The organism is Ornithobacterium rhinotracheale DSM 15997 (assembly GCF_000265465.1).
Taxonomy (GTDB): domain Bacteria; phylum Bacteroidota; class Bacteroidia; order Flavobacteriales; family Weeksellaceae; genus Ornithobacterium; species Ornithobacterium rhinotracheale.
Genome location: NC_018016.1, coordinates 1,145,436 through 1,157,938 on the forward strand (window position 1 = coordinate 1,145,436; position 12,503 = coordinate 1,157,938).

Annotated in this window: 11 protein-coding genes and 1 tRNA gene; 8 read left to right on the forward strand and 4 right to left on the reverse strand. The window is 38.3% G+C overall.

The features are described from left to right. Window positions 1-3: 3 nt before the first annotated feature. Together ORNRH_RS05330 and ORNRH_RS05335 are read right to left on the reverse strand one after the other, a co-directional pair. Entirely contained in the window at window positions 4-858 is an 855-nt protein-coding gene (locus tag ORNRH_RS05330) for an MBL fold metallo-hydrolase (protein WP_014790874.1), read from the reverse strand. Window positions 859-885: 27 nt separating this feature from the next. Next, on the reverse strand, window positions 886-1,251 hold the full coding sequence (locus ORNRH_RS05335) for a co-chaperone GroES (RefSeq protein ID WP_014790875.1): 366 nt from the start codon (window positions 1,249-1,251) through the stop codon (window positions 886-888). Window positions 1,252-1,548: 297 nt separating this feature from the next. Here ORNRH_RS05335 and ORNRH_RS05340 point away from each other — a divergent pair, with 297 nt between their 5' ends. Together ORNRH_RS05340 and ORNRH_RS05345 are read left to right on the forward strand one after the other, a co-directional pair. Next, window positions 1,549-2,316: a GLPGLI family protein gene (locus ORNRH_RS05340; protein WP_014790876.1), complete on the forward strand. Its 768-nt coding sequence runs from the start codon at window positions 1,549-1,551 to the stop codon at window positions 2,314-2,316. Between the two features lie 82 nt (window positions 2,317-2,398). Next, window positions 2,399-5,062, forward strand: coding sequence for an outer membrane beta-barrel protein (locus tag ORNRH_RS05345; protein WP_014790877.1), 2,664 nt, complete (start codon window positions 2,399-2,401; stop codon window positions 5,060-5,062). A 6-nt stretch (window positions 5,063-5,068) separates the two neighbouring features. Here ORNRH_RS05345 and ORNRH_RS05350 read toward each other — a convergent pair whose 3' ends face one another. Both ORNRH_RS05350 and ORNRH_RS05355 read right to left on the reverse strand, forming a co-directional pair. Continuing rightward, window positions 5,069-5,275 carry a hypothetical protein gene (locus tag ORNRH_RS05350; RefSeq protein WP_014790878.1) on the reverse strand — a complete coding sequence of 69 codons (207 nt, stop codon included), beginning with the start codon at window positions 5,273-5,275 and terminating at the stop codon, window positions 5,069-5,071. An 84-nt stretch (window positions 5,276-5,359) separates the two neighbouring features. Next, window positions 5,360-6,745 carry a dipeptidase gene (locus ORNRH_RS05355; RefSeq protein WP_014790879.1) on the reverse strand — a complete coding sequence of 462 codons (1,386 nt, stop codon included), beginning with the start codon at window positions 6,743-6,745 and terminating at the stop codon, window positions 5,360-5,362. Window positions 6,746-6,904: 159 nt separating this feature from the next. Between ORNRH_RS05355 and ORNRH_RS05360 the strand changes: the two genes are divergently transcribed. The 6 genes from ORNRH_RS05360 (at window position 6,905) to ORNRH_RS05385 (ending at window position 12,503) form a co-directional block, all read left to right on the forward strand. Further along, window positions 6,905-6,978, forward strand: a tRNA-Arg gene (locus ORNRH_RS05360). A gap of 199 nt (window positions 6,979-7,177) precedes the next feature. Continuing rightward, the gene (locus ORNRH_RS05365; protein ID WP_014790880.1) at window positions 7,178-8,692 is read left to right on the forward strand and encodes a DUF3843 family protein; all 1,515 of its coding nucleotides are present in this window, start codon (window positions 7,178-7,180) and stop codon (window positions 8,690-8,692) included. A gap of 63 nt (window positions 8,693-8,755) precedes the next feature. Then, window positions 8,756-10,396, forward strand: coding sequence for a glucose-6-phosphate isomerase (gene pgi, locus ORNRH_RS05370; protein ID WP_014790881.1), 1,641 nt, complete (start codon window positions 8,756-8,758; stop codon window positions 10,394-10,396). After that, entirely contained in the window at window positions 10,397-10,666 is a 270-nt protein-coding gene (locus tag ORNRH_RS05375) for a hypothetical protein (protein ID WP_014790882.1), read from the forward strand. It abuts the gene before it with no gap. Between the two features lie 101 nt (window positions 10,667-10,767). Next, window positions 10,768-11,586 (forward strand): prephenate dehydratase, encoded by an 819-nt coding sequence (locus ORNRH_RS05380; protein ID WP_014790883.1) that lies wholly within the window; start codon window positions 10,768-10,770, stop codon window positions 11,584-11,586. Window positions 11,587-11,711: 125 nt separating this feature from the next. Further along, window positions 11,712-12,503: a GLPGLI family protein gene (locus tag ORNRH_RS05385; protein ID WP_014790884.1), complete on the forward strand. Its 792-nt coding sequence runs from the start codon at window positions 11,712-11,714 to the stop codon at window positions 12,501-12,503.

Consider the following 12,503-nt stretch of genomic DNA (forward strand, 5'->3'; position numbering starts at 1 on the left):
GAATTATTGAAAAACTTCGTTGAAGGTAAAAATTTCATCTACACGGATGCCACGCTCCGTTTCCTTGAGTGTTGCCAATTGATTGTTTACATCGTGCTCAAAGGCAAGAAACCAACCATCTTTTAAGGCTTTTTTCAGAAAAATATCTTTTTCGCGCATCGTCAAAAGCGGACGCGTGTCGTAGCCTGGCACATACACCAATGGCACATGCCCTGCCGTAGGGATTAAATCCGCAGCATAAGCAATGGTCTTTCCCTGATAATGAATCACGGGAATCATCTGCTTCTCCGTGTGCCCATCCACACAGATCACTTCAAAACCCAAAGGCGTTTCCGTTAAATAACTATTGGCTTTAGGCTTAAAAAACTCTAATTGCCCACTTTCCTGTATTGGAAAAATGTTTTCGGGCAAGAAAGATGCCTTTTCCCTAGGATTAGGTTTTGTTGCCCACTCCCAGTGCTTTTGATTCGTCCAGAATTTAGCATTTTTAAACGCAGGCACAAGCTTTTCGCCTTCGCGCTTAATGGCTCCACCGCAATGGTCGAAATGCAAATGCGTAAAAAACACATCGGTAATATCATCTCGATGGAACCCATATTGAGCCAAGGAAGCATCTACGGAATGATCGCCCCAGAGATAATAATAGCTAAAGAACTTTTCCGACTGCTTATCTCCCATTCCGCAATCAATCAAGACCAAGCGATCGTTGTGCTCAATCAAAAGCGAACGCGTAGCAATATCCACCATGTTATTGGCATCGGCGGGATTAGTCTTTTGCCAAATGCTTTTGGGCACCACGCCAAACATGGCTCCGCCGTCTAGTTTTAAATTTCCACATTCTATGGGATATATTTTCATGAAAAGTCTTTTATTTATGATTTTAAATTATTCAAAAAATTCGTTGTCGCGCTCTAGCATCAAGATATCATCTTGTGCCACTACATAATATTTTTCGTCGCGATACATAATCTCGTAGGCTTCGCTAAGCACAAAAAGAGCCGTATCGCCCTCTTGCGCCTGCAAGGGCATATATGTCAATCTTTCTTCTTGAGATTTCCACTCGTCGTCGATACCATCAGACGGGATTGGATAACCCGGCCCCACCGCCACGATGGTGCCCGATTGGATTTTCTCTTTCTCTTGCACACCTGGTGGCAAATACAATCCAGATTTGGTTTTATTGGGTGCAGAACTAGGCTTAATCAGCACACGATCGCCCACCATGATTAGATTTCTCACTTTCGTTTGCATAATTGCAAAGTTAATAGAAATATCAAATACTTCTACATTTTGTCTAATGGATTGATTTTATATTCTATCCGTTTTATTTTTCTAACTTGAAAATACTTTTAAAAAATAAAATTTTAAACGGATATAAATGTTAAAAAAATTGCATAAGATGACATTTATCGTATTTTTGTCACAATAGCTAAAACCAACAACTTTTAGCCAAAAAAATAGCTAAAAATCGGTTTTTTCGAACATTTTTAGCTCTACTTAAGTCTAAAAAAAACACTAAAAAATTAAATTTTAAATACTAAAAAAATCATGAAAAAATTATTTTCCATCTTCAGTTTGCTAGCATTCTTGTTTGTTTTTGGACAAGAAACAACCGAAAATCTTGTAATACACTACCAATCAATTGTGAAAATAGACCTGCCCGCCATTTTAAAAAACGTGCCTGAGCAATACCGCGCCCAAACCGAAGCCATGCTAAAAGCCGAAGCAGAAAAGGGCATTACAGTCGATTACACACTGAAAACCAATGGACAAAAATCAATATTTTCTTTAGACGAGAAAATCGATAATTCGCAAACACAGGGCGGAATAATTGCCATGCAAATCAAAATGGCAGATAAAGAACCTTTCTTTAAAAATATAAAAGAAGGCTACTACAAAAAGGGATTTAGCGTTCCAAGCTTGCCTCAATATTTAATCAAAGATAGTTTAAACACGATTAAATGGGAGCTTACACGCGAAAAATCTCAGGTTTTGGGCTACGAAGTGCGCAAGGCGGTTGGCGAAAAAGATGGACAAAAATTCATCGTTTGGTATGCACCTAAATTGAATATCAAAGACGGACCAAACATTCTTTCGGGCTTGCCTGGATTGGTATTAAAAGCTGAAATGTCTAATCCAAAACAAGGTATAGATGTAACGATGACTGCCGTGAAAATCGACATCAGCGAAACAGAACTTAATATTGAAGAGCCAAACAAAGGCAAAGTGGTTACCGAAAAAGAATTTGAAGCCGAAATGAAAGCCCTGCAAGAAAAAGTGCAAAAAATGATGGGCGGCGGCGTAGATTCTGAATAAATTGAATTAAAAAAACAACACTCCATTTACAATCACCGAAAAATGTATTTTTCGGTGATTTTTTACACTTAACAACATCTCTATGAAAAAAACATTCCTATTTTTTGTCCTGCTAAGTAACTTTTGGGCAATGGCACAAGAGCAAACTTGTACCTATCGTGGTATATTACTGGATTCGCTCAGTCTTCCTGTAATTGACGCTTCGATTTCTGCTTTTGACGCAAAAAATCAATCGGCGGGCTACACTTTCTCGGACAAAAATGGGGAGTTTAAATTAGATATGCCATGCGGCAAAAAATATGAACTCGAGATCGAGCACCTCAACTATAAATCCAAAATCGTGAAAGTTGATTTGCAAAAATCTATGAGAGAGAAAATTTCGATGGCGACAAGTAGCGTGGGACTCAAAGAAATCGTGGCGCAAGGCGTGCAGCCCATCACCATAAAGGGCGATACCATAGAATACGACGCAGCTTCTTTTAAATCAGGAACGGAAGAAAATTTAGAAGATATTCTCAAAAAATTGCCAGGGCTTTCGGTGGAAGACGGAAAGATTTACTACCAAGGCAAAGAGATGAAATCCATCAAGGTAGAAGGACGCGAAATCTTTGGTGGAAATCAGAAATTGGTGACCAAAAATTTACCATCGGATGCGGTGAGCAAAGTGCAATTGAACAAGAAATTTAAATCCAATCCTTTTGCCAATTCCGTTCAGGCAGATGAAGATTTTGAGCTAAATATCGTGCTCGAAGAAAATAAGAAAAATTTGGTTTTTGGGAATGCTACCATTGGGGGCGATGCGCACAAGCACACGGATTTGCAGGAAAAGCTTTTTTATTTTTCTAAAAAGACCGACGCCACGCTCATCAGCGACTACAATACTTATGGCAAAGAAGTTTTCACCTCGTCCGATTATTTTCAATTTTTGGGCGGAAATTCTGAGTTTAATTCCGAAGGTGGCACTTCCTCGCTGCGCAATGCAATGGGCAATGTTTCGTTTAACACAGATGACAATGCGAGCATTACACGCAATTTCCTTTCGGCAGGAAACTTGGGCTACCAACCGAACAAAAATCTGAATATTAGCGGATTTGCCATGGGAACGCAAAATTCTGTGGAATATAATTCTACCAGCGAACGATTGTATCCTAATTTTGAGCAAAAGGATTTAAACCAAAATCATCAAAAAATCTTCGCTTTTATTTCAAGGTTAAATGTAGAATACATTTCGCCTAAAAACCTTTTGGTTAAATACCGCGTGAATTTTAATCTACAAAATGCCGAAAACAATACGCGTACTTCATCTTTCATTAATCAAGAAGAGAATCCGAGCGTTTTTAGAAACACCCAAAACAAGCGCGACAATGCCGTGGTGAACCAAAAATTGAGTTTAATCAAAAAAATTAAACAAGATGACAATCTTGGCTTTTACTTTTCGCACATTTATCAAAAGGAAACGCCAACGATAGATTTATCTTCGAGCGCGGCGTCGTTTGGTTCTATTTTTAATTTAATGCCACAAAATAAGGCGTATCAATTAAACCAAAATAAAAATTTTAAATCCAATACATTTCAGTTTTTAAGCATTTACAATCATTTGCTTACCAATAAGAGCAATTTGCGTTTAAAACTGGGTGCCAATTATACGCTGCAAGATTTAAACAATCAGCTAAAGAGCTATGAACGAATTTTAAATAATGATAAAATTCTGGGCAATTCGGATTTTAATTTTCAAGAGTATTATGCCGACGCTTCGTACAAAAGAGTGTTTTTTAATCGTAAATTATCTTTCACAGCGGGGCTTACGCTTAATTATTTTAACTCAGAGAATAAGCCTGAAAATGCTCCAAACAATCAGCTGTCTAAAACGAATTTTCTCCCGCATTTTGAGATTAAATACCGAATCAATAATTTCAACGATATAGGCGTGGAGTATGATAACGATATCCAAGTGCCAAGCATCAACGAATGGACGCCTGGCTATGCTGTGCAAAGTTACTTTAGTTTATATGAAGGCAATCCTTCGCTAGGCATTGTGAAGAATCAAAAAATTAACCTTAGGTATAATTACTACAATGCTTTTAATTTCATGCATTTACACATCGGCGGGGGCTACAACCGCATCAAAGAGGGCATTAAAGTAAAAGGCGTGTTCGACGGACAAAACCAAATTTCGACGGCTTTTAATGCTGATTTCCCCGACGAGATTTGGTCGGCAAGATTCTTTAGCTCTAAACGATTTTCAAAACTTTATTCATTAAAAATCAACGGAAATTACAGCCACAGCACTTACCAATCGGTGAGCAACAACATCAGCTACAAAGCCCAATCGCAAAACCATAACTACAAAATTAACAACACCTTTAAGTGGAACAAAAAATTGGAGATTTCGCTTGGGGCAGATGCAAGTTTTAGTCAATATAAATTATCAAACAGAGATAATAAATTTAGTAATCTTACGCCTTTTGCCGAAGCGGCAGTTGCCATAACCGATAAGATTTTGTTCAAAACCGAATATAGCTATTTTAAACAATGGCAAGATGGCAAAAACATCAACGATTTTCAGGGATTGGACGCGTCGCTACGCATAAAACCAGCGAAGAAAACCTACATCAATTTCATTGCTGGGAATTTGCTCAACGACAAAACTATCGTGAGCAACGGGTTCAATGATTTTTACACCTATGTCTTTACCAAAGAAACTTTGGGACGATATTTCTTGGTGCAAGTGCGCTACAAATTCTAATTTAAGCTATTTTTTGAGCAAAAGTCTAAGGCTACGAATGACGAAATAAATCAGCACCACGACGAGCAGAAAGAAAGCTAAGCCTTCAAAAGTAATCACTCCATCGGCGAGATTTTGTCTAAAAATGGGATAATAATCTATGATGTCCTTGGCATAATAAAGTGCCAAAACCAAAGTCATAATTTCGATAAAATCTCTGATTGATTTTTTCATAATGGGAGTAAAATTAAAAACGCCTAAATTGTTGGCTCAATTTAAGCGTTTTTTTTCATTTAGAATATAAATTCGGGGAAATTATTATTTTTCTTCGGTATAGAATTTATAAAAATACGGAATGGTCTCGATGCCTTTGTAGAAATTAAACAGACCATAATTTTCATTTGGAGAATGAATTACATCTGAATTTAATCCAAAACCAAGTAAAACCGATTTACTTTCAAGCTCTTTTTCAAAAAGGGCAACAATCGGAATACTTCCTCCGCTTCTGAACGGCACCGCCTCTTTGCCATAAGTTTCGGTCAAAGCTTTTTTAGCAGCTAAATAGCCTTTATCGGTAATTGGCAACACATATGCCCAGCCTCCGTGATGGAAATTACATTTCACACGCACAGAACTCGGTGCGATTTGTTCAAAATATTGTTTAAACAATTCTGCGATTTTTTCAGGATTTTGGTCAGGCACCAAACGCATTGAAATTTTAGCAAAAGCCTTGGCAGGAATCACAGTTTTTGCCCCTTCGCCAATGTAGCCACCCCACATACCGTTTACATCCAAGCTTGGGCGAATCGAAGTGCGCTCGTTTGTTGAATAGCCGTCTTCTCCCATGATGTCCTGAATTTTGATTTGCTTTTTGTAGTCTTCCAAATCAAACGGAACTTTTGCCATTTCGGCACGCTCTTCGGCACTGATTTCTTCTACCTCATCATAAAACCCTGGGATGGCAATTTTCCCGTTTTCGTCGTGCAATTGCCCAATCATTTTAGACAAAACATTCAGCGGATTTGGCACTGCTCCACCATACACCCCAGAGTGCATATCACGATTAGCTCCTTCCACTTCTACTTCCACATAGCAAAGTCCGCGCAGCCCGACACAAATCGACGGCACATCTTTGGCAACCATGCTGGTATCCGAAATTAGGATAATATCGTTTTTAAGTCTTTCTTTTTCTACCTTAATGAATTTAGCCAAGCTCTCTGAGCCCACTTCTTCCTCGCCTTCAATCATAAATTTCACATTACAAGGCAATTCATCGTTTTGAATCATAGCTTCTATCGCCTTAACATGCATAAAGAATTGCCCTTTGTCGTCGGCAGAGCCACGCGCAAAAATCGCACCTTCTGGATGCACTTCGGTTTTCTTGATTACGGGCTCAAACGGCTCAGATTCCCATAAATCCAACGGATCTGGTGGCTGCACATCATAGTGCCCATACACCAAAACGGTAGGCAAATTAGCATCTACGATTTTTTCGCCATACACAATGGGATTTCCATCGGTAGGGCAAACTTCTACATTATCCACGCCAGCAGCACGCAGAAACTCGGCAGTCTTGTCTGCGGTGGCTAAAACATCTTTTTTATACGCCGAATCGGCACTGATAGACGGAATTCTAAGCAATTCAAATAGCTCTTCAAGAAAGCGTTCTTTGTTTGCCTGAATGTATTCTTGTGTTTTTTTCATGATTAAAAAAATGATATTTTGGCTATTTTTCAGCCTTAAAATTTACACTAAATGAGTGTATAAAGGTACGCAATCGATGCGAAAAATAAAAATTTCGGATTTTTTATGGCTAAATTCTTGTTGGGTTTCAAAAAATTTGTATATTTGCACACTCAAATCGGCCACGTAGCTCAATTGGATAGAGCGTCAGATTACGGCTCTGAAGGTTGAGGGTTCGACTCCTTCCGTGGTCACAGAAGCCTTTTCGCAGTTTGCGAAGAGGCTTTTTTGTTTTCCAAAAATTCCTTTTTTGAATGATTTTTTAGCCAAAATACTCTCTCAACGCACCGTTTCTCTAGCCTCTCCCCTATTTTTGGTTTGAAATTTGCCTTTCTTTATACCCAAAAAAGAAAAAACTTAAGTATATTCGTTTTTCAGAATCAAATTTAAACTATGAGCAAAGCATATATAAAGGACTGGATGGCAACCAAGCCTTACACCAAACAAACCAACACAGAACTATTTTACCTTGAAATTACCAACGAAGTATTAGAAAAATTAGAAAAATCTTCAGATTTTCTAGACCATTTTCTGGACAGAGAAAGCTTTAAAGATTTGGCAATTTTCTTGACTTCGTATTTCGAAGATGTGATTTCAAATGTAGGCCTGTTCCGTGCTTTTATTGCGCTACACCAAGAAATTTATAAAAAAAGTTTGCCATTTTATGTGGCCAAAAACTACACCGAGGGAGACATCAACATTCAAGATGTTCAATTTTTGGTTTGGTATTTCTTGAATTTACAGAAACAAGATGTTTTTGTGAATCCGTATAGTCCAGAATTAAAGGAATTGGCGCAAAATGTGTGGCAAGTCTTTGACCAAGAGTATGAATACGCACCAGAAAACACGCAAATTGCAGATTTCTTTAAACTTGAAAATCCCGAAAACTTGGACGAAGTGCGCTATTTCATCGATAAGATTTTAACACGCAGTTACCTTTTCACCCAAGACACAGGGATTGAGCTCTACATGCGCACCGCTGCCTTGAAAACGGGCAATCAGCAAGATTTTAAATTATATAAAAATCATAGAGATAAATTTATCTTGAACTTCCCGACCAAGCTTTTGGCTAAACGAGGCACCGAGTGGGCGGCTGTACTTTATGGCAAAAAAGAGGAAGCGCAAGACATCAAAAACATGGGATTGAACTCGCATGCGGCTTTACTCTACAAAGGCGAAAATGGCGAGGATTTGGAAATGGAGCATTTAAGCTCGGGAAAAACCATTTTGGTAAGCAAAGATAATTTTGAGGATTACAAAAAAATGCCTGAAAATGCAATTTTGTATGCAGGCATCAGCCCGTGGAAAGGCAAATATTCTCTCACAGGAATCATCAATGCCTTTAATTATGACGAGAGTTTGGTAGAAAATGCCAAACGCGATTATGTGGCACGCCAAGCCATTCAAGATGAAAAGGAGAAAAAAGAATATTTAAAAAATATCAAAAAACAAGAAAAGGTATTTTTAGAAAAAACAGGTGGCGTTCCTTACAAAATCCTTTCGGCGGAAGAATCAATCGATTTCATCAATGATTTTTTTGATACGCTTGACGAACAAAAAATTGAAAAGTATAACGAAGATATTGCGACACTGCTAAACTCTATCCAGAGCAGCACGCATATCCAAAATGCGGTATTATTCTTTAATCCTAATTTTGGGCTTGAGTTTTATAGCAATCTTGCTACCGAATTGGAGGTGGACGACAATCCTTTCAAGGAAGATGTTGCCAACCCTACTTTGCTAATGAAATTGATGATGGCAGACACTTATTCTCGTGAGTTTTTTGATTTCTATTATCAATTAATGAAAGAGAAAAAATCGGCTCAAATCGAATTTTTAAAGGATTTCAGCGAAAAAGACATCGATTTTATGCTTAGATTCTACAAGCCTACTCGCTACGGAAATTAGTCTTTTTGCTTTTTTTCGATTTAAATTATAACTAAATTTGTATAGAAATCAAAATTCAATAAAATGCAAAATATAAACCCTACTCAGACCGAGGCTTGGAAAAAGCTACAAGCCCATTACGAAGAGACCAAAGACCTTCATTTAAAAGATTTATTCGCAGCAAACGCTCAACGCTTTGATGAGTTTAGCGTAAAATGGAACGAATTTTTGTTTGACTATTCCAAAAACCAAATCAATCAAAAAACAATCGACTTGCTCGTGGAACTTGCCGAAGAATGCCAATTGCAAGATGCGATAGATTCTATGTTTGCGGGAGAGCACATCAACCAAACAGAAGACCGTGCCGTGATGCACACTGCACTACGCAACCAAGGCGAGGAAGTCTTAATCGATGGCGAAAATGTATTGCCACAAGTGCGCAAAGTTTTAGCTCAAATGAAAGACTTTAGCCACCGCGTGATTTCTGGCGAATGGAAAGGCTACACTGGTAAAGCGATTACAGATGTGGTAAACATAGGAATCGGCGGTTCGGATCTTGGTCCCGTGATGGTGGTCGAGGCGTTAAAACATTACAAAACTCATTTAAACATACATTTTGTATCGAATGTAGACGGCACACACATCGCAGAAACTACCAAAAAACTAAATCCAGAAACGACTTTGTTTATCGTGGCTTCTAAAACTTTTACCACCCAAGAAACCATGACCAATGCTAATTCGGCTAAAAAATGGTTTTTGGACAGCGGAGCCAAACAAAGCGACATTGCCAAACATTTCGTAGCACTTTCTACCAATGCCAAAGATGTTACTGCATTTGGAATTGCAGAAGAAAACATGTTTGAATTCTGGAACTGGGTAGGCGGTCGTTATTCATTATGGAGCGCGATTGGCTTAAGCATTGCACTTGCTGTGGGCTACGAAAAATTTGAGGAATTGCTACTCGGTGCTTACGAAGTAGATGAGCATTTCAGAACCACTGAATTTAAACAAAACATTCCTGTTTTGATGGCACTTATTGGCATTTGGTACAACAATTTCTACGGAGCAGAAAGCTATGCAATTTTGCCTTATGAGCAGTATTTGCACCGTTTCCCAGCCTATTTGCAACAAGGCGATATGGAAAGTAATGGTAAATCTATCGACCGAAACGGACAAAAAGTGACTTACCAAACAGGACCAATCATTTGGGGAGAAGCAGGAACCAATGGGCAACACGCTTTTTATCAATTAATTCACCAAGGGACTAAATTAATCCCAGCTGATTTTATCGCAGGGGCTCGTTCCAACAACAATGTGAGCGATCATCACGAAAAACTTTTGGCAAACTTCTTTGCTCAGACCGAGGCACTTGCTTTTGGAAAATCCGAAACACAAGTGAGAGCGGAACTCGAAAAAGAAGGAAAATCCAAAGAAGAAATCGAATTCTTGTTGCCTTACAAGGTATTTGATGGCAACCGCCCTACCAATTCCATTTTGTATAAAAAATTAACCCCAAAAACATTGGGTAGCTTGATTGCCTTGTATGAGCAAAAAATCTTTGTTCAAGGTATCATCTGGAACATCTTTAGTTTCGACCAATGGGGCGTAGAACTTGGTAAACAATTGGCTAAAGCTATCTTAGCGGAAATCAATGCGGGAGATACCGTAACAGACCACGACAGCTCTACCAATGGATTGATGAATGCTTATTTAAAAATGAAATAAATGAAAAAAGCACTTTTCGTTGCAGCGGCAGCACTTAGCTTAATTTCGTGTAAAAATGAGAAAAAAGGCTGGACAGATGAAGACCGCAGAGAGTTTATGCAATCTTGCACCGCAGTAGACCCGTCTGAACAGACCAAGGAAAGATGCGAGTGCGGCTTAAATGTTTTAGAACAAAAATACTCGTCCTACAACGAGGCTCAGGAAGCTACCGAAAAAATGACCGAAGACCAATTGGTCGAGCTTTTGAGTGATTGCGGTTTAGAACATTAATTAAGAAAACACTAAAATAAACGCCCAAATCACCTTTTTTGCTACTAAAAACACCGCTTGTTTTTTATTTTTTTTAGATATTTGCCAAAAATTTAAACAGCGTGAAGATAGCAATACAAGGAGGTTTGGGCTCTTTTCATCATCAAGCAGCGAGTATGCTATTTGATGGCGATAGCTACGAAATCTTGGACAAAGACCACTTTAGAGGCGTAGCCGAAGCACTCGTGAAAGGTGAATGCACCTATGGGCTCATAGCACTCGAGAACTCTATTGCAGGTTGCATTTTGCCCAATTACAATTTAATCAAGAATAATGATTTAAAAATCGTGGGCGAACTCTACATGCCCATTGAGCACCATTTAATGGTGATTCCAGGAGTGAAAATCGAGGATTTAAGCGAAATTTATTCTCACTCCATGGCACTTTTGCAATGCGAAGATTTCCTAAATCAACACCCAAAAATCCGTAGAATTGACTATGTGGACACGGCTAATTCTGCCAAAAAAATCAAAACCGAAGATTTGCACCACGCGGGTGCCATTGGCTCAAAAGTTGCCGCAGAATTATATGGTTTAGAAATTATAAACCCTGCAATACAAAGTAACAAAGACAACTTCACGCGTTTTGTATTGCTAAGCCGAGAATTACCTGATAATCAAGATTTTAATAAAATTTCTTTACGCTTTTCGCTCCCGCACCAAAAGGGAAGCCTTGCCAATATCTTGATGCAATTTGCGGTGCATGGATTCAATATGACCAAAATCCAATCGATGCCTATCGTAGATATGCCGTGGCAGTATGAGTTTTATGTAGATGTAATTGTGCACAACCACGAGCGTTTTGCCAAGGTGCTAGACATCATTCAACTCATGGCAGAGGATATTGAGATTTTAGGCAAATACAAAAATGGGAATTTGTAGTATTTTCGGCTAAATAAATACTATAAAACCATTTATTCCCACACAAAAACACTAAAAAATTCAATTTTTAACATTTTTAGTTTTTTTTATTTATATCTTTACGATTAGATAAAAAATTCACTAAAATGAAAAAACTATTATTACTTAGCACTTTTTTAATTTCGGCAATTTCTTTTGCCCAGCCAGTAATTTCAGGCGATGTAAATATGCCTGCCGATCCTTGTAACGAAACTGCTTTAGGCAATAGCAATCAAAACATTTATTACACCTATACCAGAGTGCCCAATCCAGAGCTTAAAGAAAAAACCAAAACAGGACTCACTGTTTTACAAATAGGTAAAGATTTAACTAAATTTACCGATGAAGCTATCATAAAATCAGATTCCCTGAGCAAAGCCTTTGCGCAAAAAGGAACTGCAAATACAAGCGATTTAAACAAAATGCTTGCCGTTATGTATGAAATAGGTTTTAATAGTAATGTGTTCAATGATTTGAAAAACAAACAAACTATTATACAAAATGCTATGGGGTTACCCGGCATGGAATACACCATTCCCACTCCTACGCTAAAATGGCAATTGCAAAAAGACCAAAAAGAGATTTTGGGCTATGCGGTGCAAAAAGCCACCACCCAATACGGCGGCAGAGAGTGGGAGGCTTGGTTTGCAAAAGACATTCCGCTATCGTATGGACCTTATGTATTCAATGGACTACCAGGGCTAATCTTGGAAGTTTATGACACCGAGAATGAACACCACTTTACCGCTACGGGTATGGATAACAAGCCACAAGCCATTTTCAAAAGAATCTACGACAAGGAAATCAAAACTTCTGAAGAAAAAGCTAAAAAAGCCTTAAAAAATAAATATGAAAGCCCAAAATATAATCGCCCTTACAACCCAATTGATAAATCTTAA